The organism is Paenibacillus sp. LjRoot56 (assembly GCF_964253335.1).
GTDB lineage: Bacteria > Bacillota > Bacilli > Paenibacillales > NBRC-103111 > Paenibacillus_E > Paenibacillus_E allorhizoplanae.
In genome coordinates this window covers 1,166,012-1,192,720 of sequence record NZ_CAXURV020000003.1, presented here as the reverse complement: position 1 = coordinate 1,192,720, position 26,709 = coordinate 1,166,012, and the positions used below count along the sequence as shown (strand labels likewise).

At 44.9% G+C, this 26,709-nt stretch carries 24 protein-coding genes and 1 riboswitch; of the genes, 18 read left to right on the top strand and 6 right to left on the bottom strand.

Features of this window, described 5'->3' with window-relative positions; all coding sequences use genetic code 11:
• Positions 1-28: 28 nt before the first annotated feature.
• Positions 29-1,114 carry a stalk domain-containing protein gene (locus ACSQ8O_RS24305; RefSeq protein ID WP_436243725.1) on the bottom strand — a complete coding sequence of 362 codons (1,086 nt, stop codon included), beginning with the start codon at positions 1,112-1,114 and terminating at the stop codon, positions 29-31.
• A gap of 158 nt (positions 1,115-1,272) precedes the next feature.
• Here ACSQ8O_RS24305 and argC point away from each other — a divergent pair, with 158 nt between their 5' ends.
• The 3 genes from argC (at position 1,273) to ACSQ8O_RS24290 (ending at position 3,562) form a co-directional block, all read left to right on the top strand.
• The gene (argC, locus tag ACSQ8O_RS24300) at positions 1,273-2,217 is read left to right on the top strand and encodes an N-acetyl-gamma-glutamyl-phosphate reductase (RefSeq protein ID WP_436243724.1); all 945 of its coding nucleotides are present in this window, start codon (positions 1,273-1,275) and stop codon (positions 2,215-2,217) included.
• A gap of 119 nt (positions 2,218-2,336) precedes the next feature.
• Positions 2,337-3,218, top strand: a complete 882-nt coding sequence (locus ACSQ8O_RS24295; protein ID WP_436243723.1) for an ROK family protein — start codon at positions 2,337-2,339, stop codon at positions 3,216-3,218.
• A 116-nt stretch (positions 3,219-3,334) separates the two neighbouring features.
• Entirely contained in the window at positions 3,335-3,562 is a 228-nt protein-coding gene (locus ACSQ8O_RS24290) for a hypothetical protein (RefSeq protein ID WP_436243722.1), read from the top strand.
• Between the two features lie 4 nt (positions 3,563-3,566).
• On the opposite strand, the gene thpR is transcribed toward ACSQ8O_RS24290, so the two are convergent.
• Positions 3,567-4,142 (bottom strand): RNA 2',3'-cyclic phosphodiesterase, encoded by a 576-nt coding sequence (gene thpR / locus ACSQ8O_RS24285; protein ID WP_436243721.1) that lies wholly within the window; start codon positions 4,140-4,142, stop codon positions 3,567-3,569.
• A 249-nt stretch (positions 4,143-4,391) separates the two neighbouring features.
• Here thpR and ACSQ8O_RS24280 point away from each other — a divergent pair, with 249 nt between their 5' ends.
• From ACSQ8O_RS24280 to ACSQ8O_RS24270, 3 genes are all read left to right on the top strand, one after another.
• Positions 4,392-5,204 carry a DUF2935 domain-containing protein gene (locus tag ACSQ8O_RS24280; RefSeq protein ID WP_436243720.1) on the top strand — a complete coding sequence of 271 codons (813 nt, stop codon included), beginning with the start codon at positions 4,392-4,394 and terminating at the stop codon, positions 5,202-5,204.
• A 782-nt stretch (positions 5,205-5,986) separates the two neighbouring features.
• Positions 5,987-6,451: a MarR family winged helix-turn-helix transcriptional regulator gene (locus tag ACSQ8O_RS24275; protein ID WP_436243719.1), complete on the top strand. Its 465-nt coding sequence runs from the start codon at positions 5,987-5,989 to the stop codon at positions 6,449-6,451.
• Positions 6,452-6,486: 35 nt separating this feature from the next.
• A complete protein-coding gene (locus ACSQ8O_RS24270) occupies positions 6,487-6,855 on the top strand; it encodes a VOC family protein (protein ID WP_436243718.1) in 369 nt (122 codons plus the stop codon).
• A 61-nt stretch (positions 6,856-6,916) separates the two neighbouring features.
• Here ACSQ8O_RS24270 and ACSQ8O_RS24265 read toward each other — a convergent pair whose 3' ends face one another.
• A complete protein-coding gene (locus ACSQ8O_RS24265; protein WP_436243717.1) occupies positions 6,917-8,428 on the bottom strand; it encodes an RICIN domain-containing protein in 1,512 nt (503 codons plus the stop codon).
• Between the two features lie 339 nt (positions 8,429-8,767).
• Here ACSQ8O_RS24265 and ACSQ8O_RS24260 point away from each other — a divergent pair, with 339 nt between their 5' ends.
• The 5 genes from ACSQ8O_RS24260 to ACSQ8O_RS24240 all read left to right on the top strand — a co-directional run bounded on the left by ACSQ8O_RS24260 (position 8,768) and on the right by ACSQ8O_RS24240 (position 15,342).
• Positions 8,768-10,108, top strand: coding sequence for an extracellular solute-binding protein (locus ACSQ8O_RS24260; RefSeq protein WP_436243716.1), 1,341 nt, complete (start codon positions 8,768-8,770; stop codon positions 10,106-10,108).
• A 73-nt stretch (positions 10,109-10,181) separates the two neighbouring features.
• Complete coding sequence (locus tag ACSQ8O_RS24255) at positions 10,182-11,081, top strand: carbohydrate ABC transporter permease (protein WP_436243715.1); 900 nt, start codon at positions 10,182-10,184, stop codon at positions 11,079-11,081.
• Entirely contained in the window at positions 11,078-11,917 is an 840-nt protein-coding gene (locus ACSQ8O_RS24250; RefSeq protein ID WP_436234385.1) for a carbohydrate ABC transporter permease, read from the top strand. The genes ACSQ8O_RS24255 and ACSQ8O_RS24250 overlap by 4 nt, the downstream gene beginning before the upstream one ends.
• 87 nt (positions 11,918-12,004) lie before the next feature.
• Positions 12,005-13,756 carry a sensor histidine kinase gene (locus ACSQ8O_RS24245; protein ID WP_436243714.1) on the top strand — a complete coding sequence of 584 codons (1,752 nt, stop codon included), beginning with the start codon at positions 12,005-12,007 and terminating at the stop codon, positions 13,754-13,756.
• Complete coding sequence (locus ACSQ8O_RS24240; RefSeq protein ID WP_436243713.1) at positions 13,738-15,342, top strand: response regulator; 1,605 nt, start codon at positions 13,738-13,740, stop codon at positions 15,340-15,342. The genes ACSQ8O_RS24245 and ACSQ8O_RS24240 overlap by 19 nt, the downstream gene beginning before the upstream one ends.
• A 38-nt stretch (positions 15,343-15,380) precedes the next feature.
• On the opposite strand, the gene ACSQ8O_RS24235 is transcribed toward ACSQ8O_RS24240, so the two are convergent.
• Positions 15,381-17,441: a beta-galactosidase gene (locus ACSQ8O_RS24235; protein ID WP_436243712.1), complete on the bottom strand. Its 2,061-nt coding sequence runs from the start codon at positions 17,439-17,441 to the stop codon at positions 15,381-15,383.
• Between the two features lie 142 nt (positions 17,442-17,583).
• Here ACSQ8O_RS24235 and ACSQ8O_RS24230 point away from each other — a divergent pair, with 142 nt between their 5' ends.
• The 4 genes from ACSQ8O_RS24230 (at position 17,584) to ACSQ8O_RS24215 (ending at position 21,569) form a co-directional block, all read left to right on the top strand.
• A complete protein-coding gene (locus ACSQ8O_RS24230) occupies positions 17,584-18,414 on the top strand; it encodes an AraC family transcriptional regulator (RefSeq protein ID WP_436243711.1) in 831 nt (276 codons plus the stop codon).
• A gap of 365 nt (positions 18,415-18,779) precedes the next feature.
• Positions 18,780-18,945, top strand: a riboswitch (cyclic di-AMP (ydaO/yuaA leader).
• Between the two features lie 115 nt (positions 18,946-19,060).
• Positions 19,061-19,945 (top strand): ABC transporter ATP-binding protein, encoded by an 885-nt coding sequence (locus ACSQ8O_RS24225; protein ID WP_436243710.1) that lies wholly within the window; start codon positions 19,061-19,063, stop codon positions 19,943-19,945.
• A gap of 6 nt (positions 19,946-19,951) precedes the next feature.
• Positions 19,952-20,749: an ABC transporter permease subunit gene (locus tag ACSQ8O_RS24220; protein WP_436243709.1), complete on the top strand. Its 798-nt coding sequence runs from the start codon at positions 19,952-19,954 to the stop codon at positions 20,747-20,749.
• 25 nt (positions 20,750-20,774) lie between these two features.
• On the top strand, positions 20,775-21,569 hold the full coding sequence (locus ACSQ8O_RS24215) for an ABC transporter permease subunit (protein WP_436243708.1): 795 nt from the start codon (positions 20,775-20,777) through the stop codon (positions 21,567-21,569).
• An 86-nt stretch (positions 21,570-21,655) separates the two neighbouring features.
• Here ACSQ8O_RS24215 and ACSQ8O_RS24210 read toward each other — a convergent pair whose 3' ends face one another.
• Entirely contained in the window at positions 21,656-23,806 is a 2,151-nt protein-coding gene (locus ACSQ8O_RS24210; RefSeq protein ID WP_436243707.1) for a 5'-nucleotidase C-terminal domain-containing protein, read from the bottom strand.
• Positions 23,807-23,989: 183 nt separating this feature from the next.
• Here ACSQ8O_RS24210 and ACSQ8O_RS24205 point away from each other — a divergent pair, with 183 nt between their 5' ends.
• Positions 23,990-24,181 carry a hypothetical protein gene (locus ACSQ8O_RS24205; protein WP_436243706.1) on the top strand — a complete coding sequence of 64 codons (192 nt, stop codon included), beginning with the start codon at positions 23,990-23,992 and terminating at the stop codon, positions 24,179-24,181.
• Positions 24,142-24,489 carry a YetF domain-containing protein gene (locus ACSQ8O_RS24200; protein WP_436243705.1) on the top strand — a complete coding sequence of 116 codons (348 nt, stop codon included), beginning with the start codon at positions 24,142-24,144 and terminating at the stop codon, positions 24,487-24,489. The genes ACSQ8O_RS24205 and ACSQ8O_RS24200 overlap by 40 nt, the downstream gene beginning before the upstream one ends.
• 91 nt (positions 24,490-24,580) lie before the next feature.
• Here the strand turns inward: ACSQ8O_RS24200 and ACSQ8O_RS24195 are convergent, their stop codons facing one another.
• On the bottom strand, positions 24,581-25,720 hold the full coding sequence (locus tag ACSQ8O_RS24195; RefSeq protein WP_436243704.1) for a glycoside hydrolase family 88/105 protein: 1,140 nt from the start codon (positions 25,718-25,720) through the stop codon (positions 24,581-24,583).
• A gap of 150 nt (positions 25,721-25,870) precedes the next feature.
• On the opposite strand from ACSQ8O_RS24195, the gene ACSQ8O_RS24190 reads away from it, so the two are divergent.
• Positions 25,871-26,707, top strand: a complete 837-nt coding sequence (locus tag ACSQ8O_RS24190; protein WP_436243703.1) for a helix-turn-helix domain-containing protein — start codon at positions 25,871-25,873, stop codon at positions 26,705-26,707.
• Positions 26,708-26,709: the final 2 nt, after the last annotated feature.

Here is a 26,709-nt window from a genome sequence, read left to right as displayed (position 1 = left end):
TGAATTTCATGGCTTATTGTGAATTGTTTTATTTTCTAATGTTGAAGCCGATAAAAGCTTTTGTGTTGAAATCAAACACGGCGGTTAACGGTCCAAGCAGCTCATCTTGGTCTGTGTTATATGTAACCGTCACGACATTGCCGTGCGCAGCTTGCACGTCTGCGAGCAATTTCTTCTGCTCGTCGGTGGAAGGCAATACGCCTACTTCGTTAGAGGAAACGATTTGAACAGCTGCTTCGTCTTGCTTCGTTGTAATATGGGAAGCTTGCTCTTTCACTTGCGCCCATGCCAAGTTGCGGTATTCCTGCGCTGCCTCTGGGGACATTTTCGGCGTGCCGATTACAGGTGATTGAGTCTGAACCACGAGAAGGTACACAGGGCTTTGCGGAGGCAGGCTTTTCGTTTCAATTGGACCGTAGTAGGCTTTTACTTTCGTGCCAGCTTTCAGGTCTTCCCATTTCACGGATTCACCTTGCGAAGTCATAACGCGAGTTTCTTTACCGCCATTAAGTACCAAGTTGTCTAATTGAACTTGCCAACCATCATCGGTATGTTTCACTTCTTTGATTGTATCTTCCTTAACCAAGCGGTCTGCGTGAACGTTAATATTTACAGCATGCGCTTGTCCCGGATAGCTCATCGCCATTGCGGGTCCGAATTCCGCGTCGATTTGAGTGCCGGCTTTAAGATCGGCTGCAGCTAGCGTTTTACCGTCTAAGCTCTTGATGGTAGTCGATTTGTCTACGGTCAAAATAACCCAGGTGCTGCCGAGCAGCTCGATGCGTGTATTACCGTCTTCCTTCGTCTGTACGCTTACGATCACACCGGTTGCAGGCATCAGGGCAGCTTCTTCGGCTTCGTCAAGCTCGATCTCTTTGTTCGCTTCGTCGTAATTTACCGTATAGCCAAGCTGAGTTGCAGCGTCACGTACGGGAAGGTACGCTTTGCCATCAATATAGACGGGCGTTAGCTTGCTGTCTTGTCCGTTAACAACTATTTTTACATCCTTCTGCAAGTAACCTGTAACCTTTTCTACGAAATCCTCAGCTCCGACTGCAGCTGTTGTGCCCAGTATCCCAACCAAACTTAATATGACAGTTAATTTTTTCTTCATCTGATAAATCTCCTTCCGATATTTGAAATGTAGCGTCAATCATGTTGACAAACCATCAGACGGAGGTTGGTAGGAATAGGTTGCAGTTGCTTGGGAATTGAATATATATACATTAAAGTGTATTATTATACATAACTTATAGGGCGAGGGGTGTAGAAGTGACATATAAGATATTTGTTGATGGTCAAGAAGGTACAACTGGATTAAAAATACATGATTACTTATCTAAGATTTCTGACATCGAAGTTATCGAGATTGCGTCGAATCAGCGAAAAGATTACGAAACCCGTAAAGCATTAATCAATGAGGCGGACCTCGTATTCTTGTGTCTTCCAGATGACGCTTCAAGGGATTCCGTATCGATGGTAACCAACAATACGACCAAAATAATTGATGCAAGTACGGCGTTCAGGACTAACCATGAGTGGACATACGGATTACCAGAATTACATAAGAATCAAAGAGAAAACATCCGGAATTCGTCTAGGGTATCCGTCCCAGGATGCCACGCGACTGGGTTTATTTTGGCTATACAACCACTGGTGGCTGAAGGCATTATACCGAAAGAGTACCGTACGTCTTGTTATTCGCTCACAGGATATAGTGGCGGAGGTAAGAAGCTTATAACGGAATATAAGAATACCAATAGAGATGAGCTATTCGCACCAAGAGCATATGGACTTAACCAGAACCACAAGCATCTTCCAGAGATGCAAAGATATACGGGGTTAAACTCAGCGCCACTTTTTACACCAATCGTCGGAAATTATTATCAGGGCGATGCGGTTACAATTCCTTTATTCCCTAGCATGTTTACTAAGCGGGCAACAGCAAGAAATATTCAAGAACTGCTCGCCGCGTATTATAAAGATGAGCAGTTTATACGCGTGATGCCATACGAATCAGACGCGTATCTGGAAGATGGCTTCTTTAATCTTACGCAATGCAATCATACAAATTATTTGGATATCTTTGTTTTTGGTCATAACGATGAAGTATTACTTGTTACTAGATTCGATAATCTAGGAAAAGGCGCCTCAGGAGCAGCCATTCAAAATATGAACATTATGCTTGGATTCGATGAAGGTGAAGGACTAGAGTGATTGTATTTCATATCGAGTTTCAAATGGAGCCAGAGGGAGCAGACGTAAGGGCATTCCAAACAATGTATAATATGTGATAAAATCGACTTCATAGAAACATTGTAGGAGGAATGGACATCGTGGGTTATGGAGCCATCGAAGCAGGGGGAACTAAGTTCGTTTGTGGTATCGGAAATGAAGAAGGTATCATTGAGGATCGGATTAGTTTTCCAACGGAACATCCCGAGCAGACATTGCAGAAGGTGATTGACTATTTTGCAGATAAAAATGTGACAGCGATTGGCATCGGATCATTTGGTCCCATAAATGTCGATCCAAGCAGCCCCTTATATGGTTATATCACAACAACGCCTAAGCCAGGATGGGCCAACTATGATGTATTGGGGAAATTGAGAGAATCTTTCAATGTCCCTTTCGGTTGGGACACGGATGTCAACGCCGCTGCTTTCGGAGAAGCCAAATGGGGAGCTGCACAAGGTCTTGATAGTTGTGTCTACTATACGGTCGGTACTGGAATCGGCGTAGGCGTGTATATGGAGGGCCGCTTGGTCCATGGTCTTGTTCATCCTGAAGGTGGTCATGTCATGATCAGACCGCATTCGGATGATAGCTTTCAAGGGACATGCCCCTACCATGGTGATTGCTTAGAGGGAATGGCTGCGGGTCCAGCCATCGAACAGCGCTGGGGAGTGAAAGGCAGTGAGTTGCCAATAGACCATCCAGCATGGGATTTAGAAGCTTACTATCTAGCACAATCCATTAGCTCTACGATATTAATGTTGTCACCGAAGAAGATTATTTTGGGTGGCGGCGTAATGCAGCAAGCCCATTTATTTCCATTGATTCATGCTCACGTTCAGAAAATTTTGAATGGTTACATCCGAACTGAATCCTTATTAGAGAATATACATAGCTACATAGTGCCTCCTGGTTTAGGAACGAACTCAGGCTTAAGAGGATCTCTTGCTCTGGGTGTAGAAGCCAAACGGAATCAGCAGTAATGTTGGTGTGCTCACTAACAATCCCCCAAGATTAAATCTTGGGGGATTTGTGCTGTCTTTCCTATAAAAATGCAAAAGAGCAACCTTTCCGATCGAATGAACCCCTCGAATTAGAAATGCGTGCGAAAGTGCAACTATTTCTGCCGTTACTCCTAGGCCCCCTTTTAGCACCTTATCGGCCCCAAAGGGTGCTCTTTCACAACTTATTTAGCTATGTGCAGCTGTTTTCACCGAAAATAGATGCTCTTTTGCATCTTTGCCCTATGGATTGCACGCTTACTGCTGCTGATTCGATGCAGAAGCCTATTGTTGCGGGGATGACAGCAGGCGCGATCAATGGATAGCGTGCTAGTTATATGAAACGGCCTCATACATTGGACGCTTGTTCAAGTGGCTCCGATATAGTGTAATTCCTTGAGATTTCCACGCTAGGCCTTCATTATGTTGAGAAGAGGGCACAGGAAAATCACGCAACGCATTTCGATCAAAAGGTGCCGTACCCGTATAGTTACGCGCAAGCGTCAAATGTGGGTGAAAGCTCCGCTCTTCAGGGGTAAAGCCAAGTGGTGTAAGTGCGTCAGCTACCCGTTGCTGTAAGTTATGAAGTTCTGTTAAGTCGCCGCCGACACCAGCCCACAGCACAGATGGGTGGGTCGGCCGACCAAATAAGCCCAGGGATTCCACACGCAGCGAAAGAGGAGTAGATCGCGCGGATATCTCTTGCAGCGTATGTGTAAGGAGAGAGACACGGTCTGGTTGTGTATCTCCTAGAAACTGCAGCGTAATATGCAGATCTTCATGATGGACCCATTTGCGAAATGGTAGATATGGTTGGATTTCAGCCATCCAATCATTAATTGCAAGCTTAGTTTCTGATGGGACGGGCACAGCAACAAATAAACGCACATGATGATTTGGATTCATACAAGTTCACCTCCATCATCGTTAGTATGAGGTGGTTCCAGCCATTTCATTCCATTGTCATACTGGAGATACCAATGAACAAAAATTCGGGGAAAAATTTCACAAGAACCGAGGCCATTGGAGGCCCAAGTGCACTCCCTATCTGTACCTGCCGCCTTGTTGTAAAAGGATCCCATTCATAGTTAAAAAAAGAATAAATTATCATAAATTCAGGAAACACACATACCGTTGGAGTAGGAATAGGGAGGTGTGTTTGTTAGGATCCAACAGGCGTTGTTCGAACATCGGTTTTGGCTTCAAATATTGGGAGATCACGCTAGGTTTATTTTTAATGCCTTATCACCGAAAGAGACCAAAGAAATTGAGATGGCCCATCAATTTATCACCCAGTTCGATCAGCTTCTACATCTGGCAAGACGACCTGATGTACCTACAAGAATCAATGATTTGAATAAGCAAGCTTATGAATTAACCATGAACCTACGGGGGTTCAAACTAAGCTTGTTGGATCAGATGTTAGTGGGGAAAATTAAAATGGGGCTTGTACCAACCTTTATTAATCATATGGTCAATGAGCTTGAAGAATATTTGAAAATTCTTGTTTCGCTCTTAGAGGGAAAACCAGTGCCTATTTATGTCCCTCTTCACCATCATTTACTCTGGCTGCCAGATGCTGCAGGACATGCGGCTTCTATTGCTATGGAGTTAGATGCAGTTGAAAAACGATTAATAAAGAGAAGTGAACAGTTCGAGCAACATTTCAATGCGTTTTATTTAAAAGCGATTGAATTATCCGGGTATACACGTACTATGAGAACAACCTTCCCAGCATTGTCCAGATTTCATAGCGATGTGAATTTGGAGATGTCTATATTTATGTCTTTCTTGCTGGAGCTTGAAACTATAGATTTAAGTGCAGAGTTGCTTAGCCGATTAAACCCGCTTGTACCCGATCATATGTATCGAGAAGAATGCTATTATTTATTAAAGCTTTCGCAAAGCGGAGCTTCTGTTACTGTAATGGAATGCGATCCAACCAAACCAAGAGTTGAAGCGAAATAACGAATAAGGTTAGAAAATATCCTTATAATATAGCTGGAGTCGATTTTTGGAAAAAGAGGATAAAAACGATGACATCAAATAGAGGACAGCAAGGAGCTCATGGCACTGGACAAATTGCTGAGCAACTGAACAATCAAGCAGAAGCCGCGGAGCAAATGTAAGGAAGTAATAAGGTTGATCAAGAAATTAATGCAGCAGCCAACGAAGATAGTTCAGAGCTAGATGAAATATTTAATAATGATAATAACTAGCATAAACTTTTCCAAAATTAAAAGGCTTACTCCTGCATAAGTCTTTTATACGAAAGCGAAAGCCCGAAGGAAAGCGTCCCCCGGGCTTTTATGTGATTTCTGGGAATAAACTTTATCATCATTACCCATAATAATGGCACAACTTAGAGGATCTTTGTCTAAAGGAATTGAAGGAAGTAAGGAGCACTGTAAATGAAAAAAATAATGATCCCCAGTTCTATTGTTTGTTTGAGTATAGCAACTGCCATTTCGTTTCCTGTTTACTTCGCGCTTAAAGGGCGATGAAATTCACAGACGAATCGTAACTAGAGTTTAAAACAACACCAAAAGGCTGCCGTAAATGATCGGCAGCCTTTCTCATGCTCACTTCCCAACTACATCGATAACAACCATCCTGTACATAAGGAATCTCAGATCGAAACAAGGCTGGAGGATCCCTCTTTTTTTAAAAAAAATAGTTGCAATAGCATCCTATTCAGCATATGATGAAATTAGTTGCAATAGCATCCTATATAAAGGGGGGAAAGTAATATGAGTCACCAATGGAGTCCTAATAACGATGGTATACCTACTGAATCACATGGCCAATACATCTCAGCCATTTATCGCCATATGCAGATAGCGATCTCAGCCGAGTTGGCACCATATCGCATCGGAAGCGGGCAATATATTTTTCTAATGGCGATCGCGTTTGGGCAGCCCATTACGCAGAAAGCACTGAGCGAGAAGCTGCTCATTGATAAGACAACAACCGCGAAAGCCATTTCCAAGCTAGAAGCAGAAGGTTATGTACGGAGGGAAGTCGATACCTCTGACAACCGCTATCAGTTGTTATATTTGACGGAAGCGGGGGATGAAGTGGTACCCAAGGTACAGGAAGCACTGGCTCGGGTGAAAAACAAAACCAGGAAAGGTATAAACGATGAAGAGTATGACTTGATGGTAAACCTCCTGAAAATCGTGCTTTACAATCTGACTGAGCAGGAGCAGGGTTGATCGGAAACGACTAAATATCTGTGAGGAGGATGTAGATGATGAAAGCTATTCCCTTTATCGTTGTGGAAAACTGTAAGGATGAAATTAAGTACTATCAGAGTATTTTTGGTGGTGAGATCACCATTTTGCGCAAGCAAGGAGAAGAAGTGCTTAACGCGGACCTACATGTCGAGGGGGCAATCCTTAAGTTTGCGGATACACTAGCGGCAAAGCCAATCATGAAAGGCGATTACGTGAGAGTGTTTGTGACGATCGAGAGAGAAGAAGCGTTCCGAACCATCTACGGAGAGCTTGCCACAGGTGGGGCTATTAACGTGGACATGTATGAAGCGCCGTTCAACGGACTGCTGGGCATCGTAACTGATCGAAACGGTGTGTGCTGGGTGTTGTCATTTTATCGATAGTGTACCAAGAAGCACATTCATCTTGCGAATGTGCTTCTTTTTATTGCAACAGCCACTATACCTAATTAGCTACTAGCTGCCACAGCTGATTCGTTCCTCCGTTGTCACTCCACTGCACAATTGTACCGCCGTCATTAAGCGAACCTTGGTAGACGTCCAATAGCTTGCCGCTGTTGCGGTTCACGATTTTATAATAGCTGCCGGATGGAACCAGCGACCATTGGAATTCATTCGTGCCGGTTTCATTCCATTGCAGAACAGCTGCACCATCAGCCGTTGAAGATTGTGATACGGAAAGTGCTTTGCCCGTTTTGACATTAAATATTTTCTTGTATCCGCCGCCGGCATCCACAAGCTGCCACTTCTCAGGATTGGTACCATCGTACGTCCACTGGATGGCATTAGCACCGTTTACGGTGTTGCCTGCGCCTATAGCCAATACCTTGCCGCTTTTCACGTTGACTAGTCGATAGGAACCAGTTGCAGACGGTACGTACATGTCTGCATACGTTATCGCATTCTTATGACTGAAGTCTCCGCCATTGGGAATGAATAAGCGGCCATTACTCAATTGTAGTAATTGGCGATTATACGAGCCGCCGATGGGCGTGCCCATCGCATCCCAGGTACCGGTTCCATCCGCTTTGGAATTGATGTAGATATCTGGGCTCGCATAGGAATTGGCTACAATTCTTCCATCACTTAGTACAGTAACAAATGGACTTCCCGAGTTGCCAAGGAAATAATTCGTGGTGACGCTATTCCAACCCGTTTCGGCATTTGTATTGATCTTGTAAGCACATGGATAAGAACCATTACTTAATCCAACTTCAAATGTCATGATAAAATTGCCATTCGCCATTTTGGCAACAATCGGCATCCCAGGACGTGTAACAGCATCTGGCCACACCACATCATTAACGACAGAACTCCAATTCACGCCGTCTGTCGTTGTTTGATGCACGAGTGTTTGGGCATGCGCGGGATCACGTTCATCGGAGTAGTAGACGATCAGCTTATTATTTTCGACAAGCAACCACGGTTCCCAAACGGGATCGGCCCCAACGGCATTGGCGCCGGCTGTCGTTATGGTGCTGACAAATGTCCATGTCCGTCCAAGATCCGTACTCTTGTACATTTCCAATTTGGTGGCCGACATATCACTCGGCGTGGCATCTCCAACAGCAAGTAAAGTACCTGCAGCTAAGCTGCCTATGGCTTGAGGCAGCTCGAACAGCTGAGGGCAGTTCTGCATGCCCCAACCAGGACCATCTACCGTATTGCTGACATCGCCAACTTTTGCCCAGGACAGTCCGTTATTAGTGCTTTCATAAATGGGGAATGTAGGTATTCCGGTCGTTCTGTTCTCCCAAGTCGTGTACATTTTCCCATTGTTGGTACCACTGTGTGTGAGTTGAACGGTTCGAGGTGATAAAGCGCCATAAGCGGGCGCACTCGCTGGCGATGTGTACATGGTCAAGGGACCATAAGCACTAACAGATGTTGCCATCGTTACGAGCATAACGAGAAAGAGAAGTAATGAAACGACGGTACGTTTTGCATTTTTTTTCATGAATGTGAGTCCTCCCGATTTTAAGTTAAAAGAAGTTTTTCTCAACTTTGCTGCCTAGTCTACAATTTCATTCCTTCCCTTCAAGATTTTTGTTAAGCGCTTACAAACAAATATGATACGCTACGCCCAGTACATGAAACATGTAGTAGCTTTACTGAATCATGGAATATTTTTACTTCTAGCAAAAGATTTACGCGAGGACAGATTTGTGTTTGTATGTAGAACAAGAGTAGTAAAAAGATTCTATCTTTTAGTAAAGCGATTACATTCTTCGACAGCGGCTAAAATCGTATGATATGACATGTAAGCGGTTTATAAATAGCGGGGAGGCAAAAGAAAATGAAGATGTTTAGAAAAATAACGAGCTTGGGTGTAGCTGCCATTTTGACGGTAACGCTTGCTGCGTGCGGAAGTACGAAAAGTGATAGCGGGCAACCAGCAGGTTCCAACTCGCCGAAATCAACTGCGGCTGCCGCGGTTGAGAAAATCAAGATCTCCATGTGGTCGCAGTTCTCCGACCCTAACTCCAAAGACGGTGGCTTTATCGGCTTCTACAAAGCGTTGGATGCGACAAAAGCTAAGTTTCCTAATGTAGAAATTGAACATACGGGGATTGGTGGAGAAGCCTACAAAACCAAGATCAAAACAGCTTCAGCCGCCAATGAATTGCCAGATATTTTCTTCTCATGGGGCGGAGGTTTCGCACAACCGTTTGTCGCAGGCAACCGAATTTTACCCTTACAGGACCTTGCCAAGGATGGAACAATAGACAAGCTCGTCCAGGGAACGACGGACAACTTCACATTCGACAATAAGCTGTACGGACTTCCGACAAACATTGCAACGGCGAACCTTTACATCAACACTGAGCTGTTCCAAGCAGCAGGCGCCAAAGTTCCTGCGACTTGGGAGGATTTACTAGCAGATATTAACCTTTTGAAAGCTAAGAATATTACGCCAATCGCACTAGGGGCAAAAGACAGATGGCCGGCGATGTTCTGGAACTCCATTTTGGACATCCGCATGGGCGGAACCGCTGCCGTTAACGCAGCTTTGAATAAGACAGCATCCTTCGATACACCGGACTTTCAGGCCGCAGGCCGCAAATACAAAGAGCTGATTGATGCCAAGGCATTCGGGGAAAATCCACTAGGGACTTCCTATGATGAGTCGATCAATATGTTCTTAACGGGCAAAGCCGCTATTCTTTATATGGGCGCTTGGGTGAACGGACAGATCAATGCACCGGATTCTGCGGTCAAAGGTAAGGTTGATGTGGTAAAATTCCCGACAATTTCAGGCGGGAAAGGCAATGCCGATGAATGGCATGGCGGCTCTGGCGAAAGCTTTTTCATCAATAAAGATGTGAAAAATAAAGAGCGTGTGTGGGAAGTGTATAAATACTTCATGGAGACGATGGCGAAGGAAGTGTACCTTGCTGGTTCAGGTTCTTCCGCATGGAAAGGCGATCTTGGCGACACCTCGAAAGTAGATCCGCTTGCTGTGAAAATCGGCCAACTTTCTGCGAAAGCAACAGGATTCTCTTACTGGTGGGATCAAATGTTGTCTGGTAATGATACCGAGTCCATGTTCGGTTCACTGATGAAATTCACAGCTGGCAAGGTAACGCCAGAAGAATTCACCAAAGAACTGCAAAGCAAAATCAATCCTGGCAAATAGAGACGAAAGAAGTCTAATCGAAGAAACTGGTGGAAGGCAGCTTCCGCCAGTTTGATTAGGGGGAGGGAGAACCATGCAACAAGTGTTTGGCGATAAGAAAGCCATAGCCGTCTTCGTACTTCCTGCGCTAATCTTGTTCCTACTCGTAGGTTTCGTCCCTATCGTTCAATCCGTGTATTACAGCATGTTGGATTGGAACGGCATCGGGCAAGGGAAGTTTGTGGGATTGGCGTTGTACAAAGATTTGTTCATTACCGATACGTATGATATGCAATTTCTTCATTCTGTTTGGAATACGTTGTATTTGGCCATTTTGTCGGTAGGCTTGCAGATTCCGTTTGCTTTCATTCTTGCCTTAATTCTTGCGAGGGGAATTAAAGGGGAGAAGTTTTACCGGACCCTATTCTTTATCCCTGTCACGATTTCGTCCGCCGTCATCGGACTCATGTTCGTATCGATTTTGAATCCAAACTACGGTGTGTTGAATGCCATATTGGCGCAAATAGGACTAGAAGGATGGAAGAACGATTGGCTAACGAATGAGAAAACAGCCCTATCGAGCATCATGCTGCCGGCTGTGTGGCAGTGGGTTGGTTATTACATGCTTCTGATGTATGCAGCGATAAAAGGTATTTCTGAAGAGATGTTTGACGCAGCCAAAATCGATGGGGCGTCCAAATGGCGCTCGACGATTTCGATCGTAATCCCATTAATAACGCCGATTTTGAAGGTATGTATCGTATTTGCCATTATTGGTTCTCTGAAATTTTTCGATTTGACCTTTATCATGACGAACGGCACCTCGGCACCAGCGACGGATGTACCCAGCACGTTAATGTACACAACAATCTTCAAGCGAAATATGTACGGGTATGGAAGTGCAATGGCGGTGTTTATGGTGGTGGAATGTCTTGTTATTTATATGGGGCTGCAGTGGTTATTTCGAGTACGAGGAGAGGGGACTAACAAGTGATACTGACTCGAAAATGGCATAACACGAACCTTATTCTTCAACTTTTTCTTGTTATTTTTGCCATCATTCAATTTTATCCGCTGCTTTGGCTCGTGTTAACCTCATTCAAAACCAATATTGAAATCACCGGAAGCAATGTCATGGGACTTCCTTCCAAGTGGATATTTGCCAACTATCAATACGTCTTTGTGGGCTCCAAGCTGGGCAGGAATTTCTTGAACAGTTTCTTATACACTGGCATAACGGTAATCGTTTCAGGGTTGTTAGCAGCAATGGTATCGTATGCGGTCACTCGAATGAGATGGAAGTTTAGTAAACTTGTACTGGCCTTATTTATGTCGGGGCTGATGATTCCTGTACATGCTACCTTGCTGCCTATCTTTCTTATTTTAAAACAAACTCATCTGTTAAATACGCCATGGGCGTTGATTATCCCTTATACGGTGAACGCGATACCTCCCGCTATGTTTATCATGGTCGGATTTTTTACGAGTCTCCCTCGGGAGTTGGAAGAAGCTAGCGTCGTTGACGGGTGTAATATTTATCAAGTGTTTTTCAGAATTATGCTGCCTTTGATCAAACCAGCTCTTGTTTCGGTATCCATCTTTACCTTTTTGGCTGCCTGGAACGAATTAATGTTTGCCACTACATTTATCAATAGTAACAAACTCATGACGATTACGGTTGCGATTAATTCCCTTCGGGGGCTGCATACGACAGAGTATGGTCCGATCGCAGCGGGCATGGTTATTGCGACGATTCCTACGATTATTTTGTATGCTTTCTTAAGCGATCAAGTTCAGAAGAGTATTGTCGCGGGCGCAATTAAAGGCTAGTGAACGCTGCACGCATGGTATACTAAGTGGAGGAACGATAGAAAGTGTGGAGATAGGCCTAGAATCAGACAGAAGGTGGTTTATGTGGTGAAATTCGCCAAAATAAGAACACAAATGATAGCCTATTATATCCTGTTACTATCGGTTTCTCTGCTGATCAGCGGCGTCTTGTATCAACGCTTTAATCGAAGTCTAATCGACGGCAAGATTGCGGAAGTGTCCGAACAAAGCTTAAATGCGATTCAATCCAATATGAATTCGTTGTTCGATAACGCTTCGAAATATTCCCAAAGGGTTATCGCTAGCAGCACCGTCCAGGAGCTCCTTAAGACGGACTTCACTTACGATGGATTCGTTGCTTCGAACTCGAGTATCCAGAAGGTGTTAAATGAGATTTTTCTCGCAGAGTCTAATGTAGCCTCTGTTTATTTGTTTCGCAATGATGATTTGTATTATTCACTGGAATTTCAGAAGCTTGGCCTGCATATAGCAAGCATTAAATCAGCGCCTTGGTATCAGGAAGCCATTCACAGGAACGGTGGCTCGATATGGCGAATCAATGCAGGCGGAATCTTAAATACGCAGGTAAAAGGGGAGCAATATCTCTCTTTAATCCGTGTCGTGAATGATCTGAATACGGCCCAACCGATTGGCATGGTGATGATTAACATTCCATTAACCCAGATTAAAAAGCCTTACGAACATACGATTGATGGCAAGAAATACGATCTCATGGTGGATCGGGAAGGCGCGCTTGTGATCGATTTTGAGAATCCTGAGCTGCAGCAGTTCGCAGAATCGGAGGAGTTCCGGTCACATGCTTCAGGAAGCTTCATTAAAACAATAGCCAATCATCGTTACATCTTCGATAAAATGGAGGTTAGCGGCTGGCGTTATGCAACCGCATTCTCGATGAGCGACTGGCCGAATCCGTACAGGGCAGTAAATCGGGTTCTTTTCCCGATTGTCGCTTTTAATGTTGTTTTTATTTTTCTCGGGTTTATTTGGATCACGCGATCTATCATCCACCCGATTTTAAGTTTATTAAAGTCGATGAGAAAAGCGGAGACGGGTGATTATCAGGAAGTTCTGCTTAATCCGAATTCCAATGAAATTCGGCAGCTTCAAGATCGGTATAACCGTCTGCTCATAACGATCCAACAATCCATGGAGCGCGAGAAAGAGGAGCAGTCGCAGCGGCGAAAGCTTGAGCTTCATATTCTTCATCAGCAAATTAAACCGCATTTTCTATACAATGCCTTGGAATCAGCGGGATATTTGTCATTGGCTGGAGAGAGGGAAGAAACCTACCGTCTGATCTCAGCGTTAGCGCAATATTACCGCTTGAGTCTGAGCAAAGGGAATGAAATCATTTCGCTCAAAGAAGAGTTTGATATTGCAAAGAACTACTTAACGATTCAGCATATCCGCTACCCTGATATGTTTACTGCTGTTTATGATTTGAGCGATGAGCTGCACGCTTATCCCGTTCCCAAGCTTACCCTGCAACCGCTTGTGGAAAATGCCCTGTACCATGGCATCCGGCCGATGGGGCAGCAGGGAGTGATTACTGTCTCGGCCGTGATCTCAGGCAGATCAGTCATCTTGTCCATTCAAGATGATGGCATAGGCATCTCGGAGGATAAGCTTGATTCGATGAATGAGGAACAGCTTAGTCATAATGCCGCCAGCTTCGGATTGCGTGGAACGATAACGAGACTTAAGCTTTTTTACGGAGACGGCATGTCCTATACAATTGGCAGTTCACCAGGAAATGGAACGAAAATCGAAATTGAAATACCCTATCTGGAGGACACGCAATGGAACATGGAAGGATAAAGGCTATTGCTGTTGATGACGAAGTCAATCCAAGAAAGATCCTGCAAGTTCTCCTAGACTGGCATTCCCTTGGCATTGAATTTGTAGGGGAGGCGGCCAATGGCAACGAAGCGCTGGATTTGATTGAAGCGGTAAGGCCGAATATCGTCTTTACTGATATTAATATGCCGTACATGGATGGATTGGAGCTTGCGAAGCTGATCAGAGAAAGAGATCCGTTCATTAAGGTTGTGATTCTCACAGCGTATCCGGAATTTGAATATGCGAAGCAAAGTGTGAAGATCGGTGTCCATGATTTCTTGTTAAAGCCTCTACAACCTGATGTATTGAGAAAGCTGGCTATTGATTTAAAAGATGTGATCGAGAAAGAAGCAGCCCATTGGCAGGAATATCGCAAAATACAGTCCGAGCTTCTAGAGAATACCCAAGAGCTTAGAGAAAAATTTCTAATGGATCTACTCGTAGGCACTACCTCAAATGGAGAGCAACTCCATCGGAGGTTTGACTACTTTTTTGGTGAATCGTTTCGAGCTTGCTGCTCCGTTGCTGTACTCGATTTTCAGAGCGAGCCGAACGTTGAAGAAGAGCGAAGACTGAACCTCAGCATAGGCTGCAAAAGGGCTGTCCAATTTCTCGTGCAAGAGCGCGAGGGGATTCATGTTCTGCAAGACAATGGCGGACGCATCGTGATGATTAGCTGGGAGCAAGCAGTTGAGTTGGAGGCCCTCGGCGAACAGTCCATTCGCATCATTAAGGATAAGCTGAATTGCCAAGCAACTGTAGGGGTTGGGGGCGTTTGCGACAACCTGCTTCGTGTGAAACATAGCTACAAGGAGGCTCTTGAAGCGCTGCGCTATGGCAAACTATTTGGCGGAGACCAGGTCATCTCATTTGGAGAAGATATTCGCCTGGTTAATTATTCCACAGATCTGAAGCTATCGGATACGGAAGAAATCATTTTTTTTATTAAAACGGGACTAAAAGAGAAGGCTGTTAAATCCATTGATAAGCTTTTTCGTTCCTTAGCCTCTACGGAGGGAGCGCCGAATGAACACATGTACTCGCTCGGTGTCCATTTTATTTCGATGCTGAATCTGGCCATGTCGGAGTTAGGTTTTACGCAATTGCGGTCAAGCTTGTTGAATGGCGCCGTCTATAATCGCATGTTCGGTTGCCGCACGACGGGTGACTTGAGTCAATTGTTGTCCAAATTGGCAGAAGACGCGGCGGATTATGTGCAGGGTACGCGAATGAAGAAAACAAACCAGATTGTTCACGATGTTTTGTCCTATTTGACTGATGAATTTCGAAACTCCGAAGTTTCGTTGGGCTCTGTATCCCAGAAGTTTCACCTCAATTCCAGTTATTTAAGTCGTATTTTCAAGCAGGAAGTAGGTCAGGGTTTCACGGATTATTTGCTTAAGCTGCGGATTGATGAAGCCGTAAAGCTCATGAACGAAGCGGACTTGAAAGCGTATCAGATCGCGGAAAAGGTGGGGATCAAGGATCCTTATTATTTCAGCCACCGCTTCAAAAAAGTAACGGGCGTTTCGATTCAAGAATATAAACGAACCTCACAGATATAGAAAAGGAACCAGTGCTTAGCGCATCGGTTCCTTTCTCATTATAGTTCCAAAACCTTCACACCATAAGGAGCTATCTCCAGCTCCCCCATACCAACCCGTTCACCTTCCAACAAGTCTTCCAGCTCCTTCAGTAGATTAGCTTTGACTGGTTTGTCGGTGTAGTTCAGGATAAAGGCGAACCGGCGATCCCGTTTCACGCGGATGGCAACCTCCACCTCAGACGGCAGCTCCGCCCAACCTGCGGTAGCAGGCTGCAGCCCCAGGCGGCGGATCAACCCATCCGCTACCTCGCGGCTGAACGCGGCCCCGAAATAATAGGCTTCACCGCTGCCATATGGGTTGCGGGTAAGCGCCGGTTTGCCTGTATAGTAGTCGCCGTCAAACAAGGCTAGTGTCTGTACGTTCTCGTTCTCTGGCAGGAGAATATCGTTGTACAGACGGGCAGGCGTGCTGGTTTCGCCTCCACCATCGATCCAGCGCATGTTAGGTGTCGCTGCTTCGTTCACGATGAGCGTAAAGTCTTCGACCGTGACACCGCACAGTTCCGCGACGAGACCTGGGAATGGCGTCATTCGACAATGTCCGCGTTGATCTTTATAACCGGAGCGGGCTCCAAAAACCAGCTTGCCGCCTGCGGCTACATATTGCTTAAGAAGTTCCGCCGTTTCCTCCGACATAATGGCTGGATGCGGATAGATGAGCACCTTGTAACGAGCTAGGTCATCTAGGTTAGTCTTATTCTGCACATACAAATAGTCGTAAGGGATATGGCTGAACTGCAGGGCTTTCCCCCAACTGTATTCACTCTCTTTTGTTAGCGGACCATGATATTGGTCAAGTTCCCCATCCCACTCATTGTCATAATCGTGCAGAATAGCCACTTCCGCTGTGAAACGAGATCCCGCAATTACCTCTCCGATTTTCCCCAATTCTCGGCTAATTGTTGCTGCTTCAGCGACCCTTCGGTTGGGACGGTTATGGTAATCGTTGATCCCATGCCAATAAATTTCGGTGCCAAATGTTGCCGTTCGCCATCTGAAAAACAGGACCATATCCGCCCCGTGAGCAACTGATTGATAGGTCCATAATCGCATTTGGCCTGGTTTGGGTGCTGATTGTCCCATTGTGTTCACCCAACCGCCAGGGCCTGACTGCTGCTCCATAATGCAGAAAGTGGGTGAGATCGAACGTACCTTGGTGAGTTGGTTGGAATTGCTGCGATCCATGAGCGGATTCTCGCGATCGGCATCGTTCCAAATGGTTGAGAAGTTCGGATACGAGTCGAAAGAAAAGAAGTCCAACAGTTCATCCGTCATGGCATGGCTATCCAAATGGCCAAACATGCCGTTGGTGGTGACCCACTGTGTTGGGGCAACCTGTCGTAAGATGTCTGCCTGTAAACGGGCGAAGGATATGGTGTTATCCGAGATAAATCGCTTTTCATCCAGCGCTTGATGAGGGTTAACGGATTTGGAAGGCGCCGGGCGAGGCAAATGAACTTGCTCCCAGTCCGAGTAGCTCTGATTCCAGAAGACGGTTCCCCAAGCCTCATTTAATACGTCTAAGGTACCATATTTCTCCTGTACCCACTTCCGAAACGCTGCATGATCTGCTTCGGCATAGAAGACGTTGACTTCGCAGTTAAGCTCGTTGTCGATCTGCCAGCCTACTACGCCTGGGTGGTTAGCATAATGAATTGCCATAGCCTCGGTAATCTTCGCACAATAGTCGCGGTAAATTGGGCTGCTGTAATTGTAGTGACGTCTCAGTCCGTGCTGATACTGTACACCCTCAAATGTGGCATTCAGGATTTCCGGGTATTTATAGGTCATCCAAGCAGGCGGTGTGGCTGTGGGAGTGCCAAGAATGACCTTCAGTCCATGCTCGTGAGCAAGATCAATTGCGCGGTCGAACAGATCAAAGGCGAATACCCCTTCCTCTGGTTCGAAGAAATTCCATGCAAACTCACCCATCCGTACGATGGTAAAGCCGATTTCTCGCATTCTCCTATAATCGTCATCCCACATAGCCTCTGGCCACTGCTCAGGGTAATAGCATACGCCTAGATCAAATTTCTCTCCTGGAATGGTCTTTTGCATGAGTAATAACATCCCCATTTCTATGGATATAGTATTTTTTTGTTATTTTAATCTCTTTATGTATTCATTATATTTCTTTATAATATTATGTATATAACATCATTTTGCGACATATATCAGATTTTTGCGTTTTGGAGGGCACATGCGAATTCATTATGTATTACCGGAGCCAATGTATAAACACTACACGGCGTATCCGGATATGATAGGTCAATATGCAGAATTCCCCGAGCATCAGGAGTGGCGGTTTAAGGGTCAGCTGCAACAAGCCAATTTGCATATTGTGTTAGGTGGTAAAGGTTATGTCAAAGCGAATGGGAAGGAATTTGCCCTGGAAGCAGGGCAAGGCTTCTATTACGGGGCGGGCCTTGAGCAGGAGTATCGAACAGATGTGAACGATCCATGGCAAGTATTTTGGGTACACCTTGCAGGTGAGGGGCTCGACAGGTTGTTGAATGATCAAGGAACTTCGGCTGTTTGGCTGTTTACGTATAGGGATGTACCTAAGCTCGAACAATTGACCGGGGACTTATTGGAGCTAGCATCCCCATATGATCGGAACGAGGTACAATTGGCCGTAAAGCTCTATGAACTGCTTGCTGAGCTTGCCTTACGCGCAGAGACGCATGGAACAGTAACCATACTGGATAAGCGTGCACGGATGAGAGAGGTAGCCGAATATATTCGTACGCACTGCACGAAACCGCTAACTCTCCTGCAGATGGCCGAGCAGGCAGGCTTCAGTACCTACTATTTTAGTCGAATGTTTCACGAAGTGATGGGACGCACACCAGTCGTGTGGTTGTTCGAAAGTCGTCTTGTTGTAGCTAAACAACTGCTCATGTCTACCGAATGGACGATTAAGCAAGTGGCAGAGCATGTCGGATTTTCCCAGAGCAGTTACTTTATTGCGCGCTTCAGAGAGCATACCGGAATGACGCCACAGGAGTATCGGCGGCTGTACAGCACGTAAAAAAACCTTCAAGCAATTGAAGGTTTTTTTACATGTTCTTTGCGAGCCATTGCGACTACAGCGTGACTCTTTTGAAATTCGGAAAAGGCAGTCATAGATGCCATATATTGGAGTTAGTATATCAGATTGATTTCATCGTTTCCAATGGATCGAATGAATGTAATCATCTTGGGCAGCCGACGCCACAGAGCTTTATCTCCTAAAGAGCATTAATAAGTAGCAAAGTATGGGATAATCAACGTCACCACTACATGTATGCGCTTTCATCAACTACCAAAGTCAAATAAGCAAAAATTAAAGGCGAATCTACGTTTTACATTCGATAAAGAACGGCGTAAGATTCATTACGACAAGTTGATTTTTTTAAAAAGAAACCACTTAATTCCCAGTAGGGAAACGGGGGAACCAATCGAAGCCGTCCAAGCAATACTTGGCTTCATGGGGTGAATCCTGATGCTCACAAGCATTAGGTAGGACGCTCTCAAGTCCGAATCCGACAGCTAACCTCGTAGGTGTATTGAGAGAGAACCGCACACTCGCCTTCTTATGTGAAGAAGTCCGAGCGTAGAGATTCTCTATGCTTAGGGCTTCTTTTTGCTTGTCTTTCATCTAAAAAATTACATATATGCCATAAGGAGGATGTACGATGCATGCCATTGAAATCAACAATCTGACCAAAACCTATGGGAACGCAAGAGGGATTACCGATGTTAGTTTTACGATCGAAGAAGGGGAAATCTTTGGGTTCATTGGACCCAATGGGGCAGGGAAATCAACGACGATTCGAACGCTGCTGTCTCTGATTTTTCCAACAAGCGGCAGTGCCAAAATTTTCGGGAAAGACTGCATCCAGTTTGCGCCAGAAATTAAGAAAGAGATCGGCTATTTACCGTCCGAAGTTTTTTATTATGACAACATGAAGGTAATCGACCTACTCAAGTATTCGGCCAGCTTTTACAAGAAGGATTGCACCAAGAGAATCAAAGAGCTTGCTGAAATCATGGATCTAGACGTTACGAAGAAAATTGATGATCTATCTCTGGGGAACAAAAAGAAAGTGGGCATCGTTCAAGGGCTGCTGCATGATCCTAAGCTCATTATTCTGGATGAACCGACAAGTGGACTGGACCCGCTCATGCAGCAGAGGTTTTTCGAATTGCTCGAACAACAGAATCAAAGAGGAGCTACGATTCTTTTTTCCTCTCATATATTGAGTGAAGTTCAAAGATTATGTGATCGAGTCGCGATTATTAAGGAAGGCAGGATTGTAACGGTTGAGAAAATCAGCACATTAAAAGAAAACAACTTCAAGCGATTTAAAGTGGATACGGCCCAAGCGCTTGATCCTAACTTTTTCAAAATGACCGGGGTCAATAACATTGATGTCCAAGGCCAGACGACGAGCTTCTTATTTAAAGGCAACATTAATCAAGTCATGAGAAAGATTGCTGAAATTGAAATTGATAATCTGTGGATTGAAGAGCCAGATTTAGAGGAGATCTTTATGCATTACTATGAAAAGGAGGCTTAAAGCGGAATGAATATCTACCTTCATGAATTGAGAGCTTATCGGAAATCCACAATTACGTGGACGTGCTCCTTAATTGCAGTCATCGTCTTATTCCTATCCCTTTTTCCTTCGGTTTCTAAGGATTTTGCTGAGTTTTCTTCCATATTAGAAGGGTATCCAGAAGGGGTCAGGAAAGCGCTTGGTATTCAAATCGAAACGTTTGGTACCCTACTCGGGTTCTATATGTACATCTTTATGTACATTACGCTTTGCGGAGCCATTCAAGCCATGGTTCTGGGAACGTCAATACTCTCGAAAGAAATGCGCGAGAAAACAGCAGACTTTCTACTTACAAAGCCCGTAACACGTACGAAAATAGTAACTTCCAAGCTATTAGCGGCTGTTACTTCCTTAGTTATTACCTGCGTGATCTATATCGCTGCAGCTTATCTAATGGCGCTTCAAGTAAAAACGGTCAACTTTGATGTGAGCACATTTCTATTAATTTCTTTCACTTTGCTGTTTATCCAGCTGATGTTTCTTGCTATAGGATTCATCATTTCGGTCGTGTTTTCTAAAATGAAAGCCGTGTTATCCGTCAGTCTGGGTACGGTGTTTGCCTTTTTCGTTATCGGAATGATCGTTGCCGTAGATGGGGAGGGGGCCAAACGGTATTTCTCGCCATTCAAGTACTTTAATGGGACATACATGCTTGAGCATGCTAGCTATGAAGCCTCTTATGTCATTGCAGCCATCGCGATTATCGTTGTTTCGATTGCAGCCAGCTACTTCATCTACACGAAAAAGGATGTTCATGCCGTATAAATGCGGGTGAGAGGGGGAATAGCCAATGAATATTTTTTGGCGAGAAATGAAGACGTTTCGGAAATCAATGATTTTTTGGAGTCTAGGGCTCATCTTTCTAATCGGAAGCGGCATGAACAAGTATCAAGCAACAGCAGCGAACGGACAGATAAATGATCTTATGGCGGAAATGCCGAAGTCACTCCAAGTGATTATGGGTGGCGGCGCATTAGATTTATCGAAGGCAAGCGGTTATTTTGGCATCTTGGTCCTATATTTCTTGTTAATGGCAACGATCCATGCGGCGATGCTAGGCGCCAATATCATCGCGAAGGAAGAGCGGGATAAGACGGCAGAGTTTTTATTCGTGAAGCCTTTATCCAGAAACCAAATCATCACTTGGAAGCTGCTAAGCGCTTTCGTGAACATTGTTATTTTTAACCTTGTGTCATGGATTTCAAGCATGTTGATTGTTGGAGCATATAGCAAAGGCGAGGCGGTCAACGGTGATATCTCCATCGTCATGCTGGGTATGTTTATATTGCAGCTGCTCTTTCTAGTCATCGGGACATCCATTGCAGCCGTTTATCGAAATTCCAAAAAAGCAGCCTCGCTGTCAACGGGCATCATGCTCATTACGTTTATCTTATCCATTGCCATTGATTTCAACGATAAGCTGACATTCTTGAAATATGTAACCCCGTTTAAATTTTATGAGGCGAAGAATATTATGTATGGCGGTGGATTCGATGCCGTGTTTGTCATCATTTCGGTAGTTGTCATTGCCTTACTGACGGTTGTTACGTATGTTTCCTTTCAAAAACGAGATTTGCACGTCTAGAGACTAGAAAGACCTTCACCCTATCCATAGCTGGATGAGGGCAAAGGTCTTTTCTCATTTAATGGGATTAATAATAAAATAATAGCTTATTTCTTCAAATCCAAACGCACATCGCGACCATCGTCTTGTACAGATAACTCTTTACCAGCAGCCTTCAGGGAATTGACGTGATTTACCCAAGCGTCTAGCATGATGGCGCCATCTTTCCAATCCTTCACTTCACCGAATACCGTAAAGCCATCGCCACTGCCTGTAGCCATGAAATCATTGGTTGTCACTTTGAACGTACGGTCTGTATTAAACTTGCCATCCACATAGATCGGAGTGCCATCTACTAAGGTAATTTTGGAATATTTCTCACCAAGTGGCTTTGTGTTATCCCATTCTACCTTCAAACCTGAGAATTGAATGGCTGGAAGACTTGTATACTTGTCTGTAACTTCGAGCGCTTTTTTAATTTGTGCAGCAGTCATCGTACCCGTTACGTTGTAATTGCCAAAAGGTAGTACTTCAAACATTTCGCTATAGGTTAGCTCACCTTTATCAATATCCGTGCGAATACCGCCAATATTCGTGAAAGCAATATCGGATTTCTCAGAAGCGCGCATCGCATCTGTGATACTGTTGCCTAACTGTGTTGCGCCGTCGCGGTCAGCCCCACCATTAGCAGCAAAACGGAAAGATTTACGATTAAGCTGCTCTGCAACTACGACTTCTACTTCGCCGGATTTGCCTGAGATTTTGGCTTTATAGTCTTCAACCGTTTGGTGAATTTTCGGGTCGGCCGTCGTTAAGTTCGTATAGGTCTCGAGCAAGCTTGCATTGGAGGAAACGACTTGCTTTGTAGTTTTGTCTACGAACAGTTGTATGTGTCCAACCGCATATAGCCAACTTTGAGCTTCAACAACAGGGATGCCATTCACGATACCGGCAACGCGCATGTGGGAGTGACCACCAACAATGGCATCTAGGGTACCATTGCCAGTACCTTTTGCAAGATCAGCAAGCTCACTGATAATTTCAGCAGACTTTTGGTTTTGCTCACCTGGCAGGTGGGAGGTAACCATGATGATATCGACGCCTTTCGCGCGAAGCTCATCTGACAATTCTTTCGCCAAAGGAACTGGATTTACAAAGGAAAGGCCTTCGATGTTCGTTGATTTCGTTGTTGTTTTCGTTTGAGGCGTTGCGAAGCCGATGATGCCGATTTTCAGGCCATCTTTTTCAATAATGACATAAGGCTGTGTCCAGTCGACACGTTTGCCGGTTTGATCATCAATAATATTAGCCCCGAGAATAGGGAATTTAGCCTTCTTAATATTGTCGATCAGAACGTCACGGCCGAAGTCGAACTCATGATTTCCGATAGCCGCAGCATCATATTGCACTTGCGCCATTGTATCCATCACGGATTGACCATTCGTTGTATTGGAAATTAGTGTACCTTGCCAAGCGTCACCGCCGTCAACAACGACCGTTCCTTTGGGATTGACAGCACGGAAATCGGACACGATACCGCCGAATGTTTCGATACCGCCTTGACCTTGATTACGCTTTTTATCGAAGCCGACTTCGATTTTACCGTGAATATCGTTCGTTGTTAAAATATCAACCACTTTAAATAGAATAGGCTTAAGCGCCTTAGCTACTTCATCACGCGTTACTTCAGCAGTAGGGTTGAAATTACCATCGAGAGTAGGAGTGAAAATTCCGCTAATGACGGCATAAGCGACATAAGGGCGGGAATCTTTGGCGATAGAAGTGGAGTCTTTGAAGTAATTCAACACATTCTCGTTTACTTGTGGCAGTTGGCCGCCAGTAACGACTTTCACGATTAACTCGGCAAGCTCTTGACGCGTCACGGCAGCATTCGGATGAAACGTACCATCAGCGAAACCGCTAATTAGTTTAGCTGCAACGGCATTCGCAACCGCTTGTTTTTGCCAAGTCGCAAGGTCCGTGAACGTAACAGTACTAGGATCAGCACTTTGCAGCTTAGCTGCACGGTTAATCATCGTTACCACTTCAGCGCGAGTAGCGGCATTTGCACCACGGTAGTCTGTATCTCCGTAGCCCTCTACAATGCCGTTATCAATGGCAAGACGCATATCTGTTTTCATTGAAACAGGTGAAGTTGGTGTGGTTGTTTCGGCAAATGCTAGGCTGCTAGCGAAAGAACCAGTGAGAACGGTTACAAGCGCAAGCGCAGTAAGGCGAGTAGTGAATGTTTTTTTCATGTGTTAAAAATTCCTCCTATATATTAATAGAACGATGGTTAATAAGTTCGTCTTTTAGTATAAAGGAAATGCTAGATTTTGAGAAGTAAAGAAATTATTAACTATTTAGTCTCTGAATTCCTTCGGTATAAGCGATGCTAAAATCGTGGAATACTGGTTCTTAAAGGGGAGGATTTTATGCATGTGGACTGGATTTGGAAAGCTATCGTTATTATCACTGTTGGTTCATTGCTCCTCCGACTTACCGGTCGTACATCAATTGGCAAATTAGCAATGATTGACGTGCTGCTCATGCTGATTCTGGGTCCGTTATTCATTCTGTTGAGGATGCAAACATGTGGAAGACCTTCGGCACTGCCACCGTTCTTATATTGACCGTATGGTTGATTAGAACTTTGCTGGTACGTTACGCGTCTCTTCGTGTTTTATGGATCGGCAAACCAATACCGATTATTGTGAATGGAAAAGTGGAGCTTAGTGCAATGAAATCGCTGAATCTTACCGATGAAGGGCTTAATGCGCAGCTGCGCACTGCCGGGATCAACGATCGCGATGATGTGGAATGCGCAACGATGGAGTCCAGCGGTCAGCTGAGCATTCGGTTAAAACCACATAAAGTTCCTGCGACGAAGCAGGATATTGAACAGCTGAAACAGCTCATCGAGTCCCGGTTACCCAAATAGATACACACGAACTGCCGCGCAGAATTATCCACCCATACGACCAAAAGCAAAGGAGCTGAGCGCCAATTAAGCCGCTTAGCTCCTCTATTTACTACGAGATTTCTTCCTGCGCCGCTAAGCTCATTTCCACGCACATAAGGATAAATGCGCCAGCGCCATGCAAATCGTTCTCGCTTGTAGGACGCGCGATGTAGTGGGCGTAGTCTCCGATTCCTGTACCGATACAGATCTGGCCAATGATCACATGACCGTTCTCATCAAACTTCAGCGTATCAATAACCCCTTGATAGCCCTTCCACGCATAGGTCAAATATGTAGGATCCAAATAACCGAATCGCACGGCTTTGGCAATAGCATGCACATATAAAGCGGTGCAGGAGTTTTCCAGCCAATTATCCGCCATGTCACCTTTATCCACAACTTGATACCATAAACCTGTGGCAGCATCTTGATAGGGGATCAAAGCGATGAGCAGGTCTTGAAGGATGCCCGTTAACTCAGCTTTATCTTTGTGGTCCGCAGGAAGGTACTCGAACATTTCTAGCAAAGCAACGGGATACCAGCCAATCGCCCGTCCCCAGAATTCCGGAGCCAAGCCTGTTACAGGATCAGCCCAAGCAGCAGCTTTAGTTTCATCCCACCCGTGGTACAGCAGGCCGGTGTTAGGGTCCTTGGTATGCTTTTCCATGAGAAGAGCTTGATAGGTCATCATGTCAAAATACTCGGCCTCATCGAAGGTTTTACCGAACTGCGTAGCAATGGGCCCCGCCATATATAAGCCGTCCAGCCACATTTGATTCGGATAACGCTCCTTATGCCAGAATCCGCCGGATGGATTGGTTTTCCATGCTTTTAATAGGGGAACCAATGTGTGCAAGGCTTTCTTATACCGTTCATCGCCAGTTTTCTCATAAAGATTAAAGAGCAGCACGCCAGGCTGAATGTCATCCAGCTCTTCCGGATTGTACTTCTTGATGCTGCCATCAGGGAGAATCTGGCTGTCCACCCATCGTTTAATATACGTGTAGTATTTATCGTCGTTCGTTTCCCGCCAGCATTTCTCCATACCGGAAAGAAAGACGCCTTGATGATAGTGGAAACGGTCCGGGGGAAGCTGTTCGGGTTCAAATTTGGCCATTAACGCTTCACACGCTTTCTCGGCCCATTGGATGGGAGTCTGTGCTTCTTGTGTGGTGTTATTGATTTGGATGTTGTTTTCGGAAGTCTGCATCTTCGTTTATTCCTCCTTCAATCTACTAAGCTTATCTTAGCAGAGGAAAATGTACATTTTTTGCGGAAATACGTAATTTCTTCTTATATCTTGCAGGATATGAGGAGAGGCGTATAATAAATGGCAAACGGAGTGAAAGGCGAGTAGAACATGGGAGATTTTCAATTCGATAACGGAAAGGGTTCCTTCTCCGTATCTTATCGCAAAGCGTTAAGTCACAATATGCCAGTCAACCATTTTCATAGCACCTATGAAATCTTCTATTTGATGTCCGGCAAACGGACGTTTTTTATAAAGGACAGGACGATGATCATCGAAGAAGGGGATGTCGTCATCATCTCCCCGAATATCCTTCATCGGACCACCAATACGGAAATGCCGAAGCATGAGCGGCTCATTGTGAATATTCATGAGAGCCAGATGGCCTCGGTGAATGATGCCTACCGGGACATCTTCCAACCCTTGTTTGAGCACGCATATATGATTATCAAATGTCCGCTGCACGACAGGCTTGCCATTGAGGTACTTGCTCAAAGCATCATGCAGGAGATGCAGGAAAGGAAGCCTGGCTTCGAGATGTTTGCGCAGACGTTGGTGCTGCAGCTGCTCATTATTTGCTGTCGGCATGTTAAGCAGAACGCGATAGAGCCATTGGATACACCAAGCCCTATGTATGAAAGAATCTTAGAGGTTGTTCGTTATATGAACACCCATTACATGCAGGATCTGCCGCTGCATCTGTTGGCGGAGAAATTTTATGTAAGTCCCTACTATTTAAGCCGATTTTTCAAAGAAGCGACGGGGTTTACATTCGTGGAATATTTGAATAGTGTCAGGATTAAGGAAGCGAAAAAGCTCCTGGAGCAAACTTCGCTGAAAGTAAGTCTGATTGCCAGAAAGGTTGGATTCGGCAGTGTAACGCATTTTGGCAGAGTGTTCAAATTGGTGACAGGACATGCCCCGTTGTATTATAGGAAGGACAAGTAGGA

Coding starts and splice junctions, on each gene's coding strand:
- ACSQ8O_RS24290 (WP_436243722.1), top strand. CDS start 3,335: ATGCGTGCGAAAGTGCAACTATTTCTGCCGTTACTCCTAGGCCCCCTT.
- ACSQ8O_RS24235 (WP_436243712.1), bottom strand. CDS start 17,441: ATGCAAAAGACCATTCCAGGAGAGAAATTTGATCTAGGCGTATGCTAT.
- ACSQ8O_RS24265 (WP_436243717.1), bottom strand. CDS start 8,428: ATGAAAAAAAATGCAAAACGTACCGTCGTTTCATTACTTCTCTTTCTC.
- ACSQ8O_RS24190 (WP_436243703.1), top strand. CDS start 25,871: ATGGGAGATTTTCAATTCGATAACGGAAAGGGTTCCTTCTCCGTATCT.
- ACSQ8O_RS24225 (WP_436243710.1), top strand. CDS start 19,061: ATGCATGCCATTGAAATCAACAATCTGACCAAAACCTATGGGAACGCA.
- ACSQ8O_RS24220 (WP_436243709.1), top strand. CDS start 19,952: ATGAATATCTACCTTCATGAATTGAGAGCTTATCGGAAATCCACAATT.
- ACSQ8O_RS24215 (WP_436243708.1), top strand. CDS start 20,775: ATGAATATTTTTTGGCGAGAAATGAAGACGTTTCGGAAATCAATGATT.
- ACSQ8O_RS24200 (WP_436243705.1), top strand. CDS start 24,142: ATGTGGAAGACCTTCGGCACTGCCACCGTTCTTATATTGACCGTATGG.
- ACSQ8O_RS24305 (WP_436243725.1), bottom strand. CDS start 1,114: ATGAAGAAAAAATTAACTGTCATATTAAGTTTGGTTGGGATACTGGGC.
- ACSQ8O_RS24255 (WP_436243715.1), top strand. CDS start 10,182: ATGCAACAAGTGTTTGGCGATAAGAAAGCCATAGCCGTCTTCGTACTT.
- thpR (WP_436243721.1), bottom strand. CDS start 4,142: ATGAATCCAAATCATCATGTGCGTTTATTTGTTGCTGTGCCCGTCCCA.
- ACSQ8O_RS24230 (WP_436243711.1), top strand. CDS start 17,584: ATGCGAATTCATTATGTATTACCGGAGCCAATGTATAAACACTACACG.
- ACSQ8O_RS24275 (WP_436243719.1), top strand. CDS start 5,987: ATGAGTCACCAATGGAGTCCTAATAACGATGGTATACCTACTGAATCA.
- ACSQ8O_RS24240 (WP_436243713.1), top strand. CDS start 13,738: ATGGAACATGGAAGGATAAAGGCTATTGCTGTTGATGACGAAGTCAAT.
- ACSQ8O_RS24210 (WP_436243707.1), bottom strand. CDS start 23,806: ATGAAAAAAACATTCACTACTCGCCTTACTGCGCTTGCGCTTGTAACC.
- ACSQ8O_RS24270 (WP_436243718.1), top strand. CDS start 6,487: ATGATGAAAGCTATTCCCTTTATCGTTGTGGAAAACTGTAAGGATGAA.
- ACSQ8O_RS24260 (WP_436243716.1), top strand. CDS start 8,768: ATGAAGATGTTTAGAAAAATAACGAGCTTGGGTGTAGCTGCCATTTTG.
- ACSQ8O_RS24195 (WP_436243704.1), bottom strand. CDS start 25,720: ATGCAGACTTCCGAAAACAACATCCAAATCAATAACACCACACAAGAA.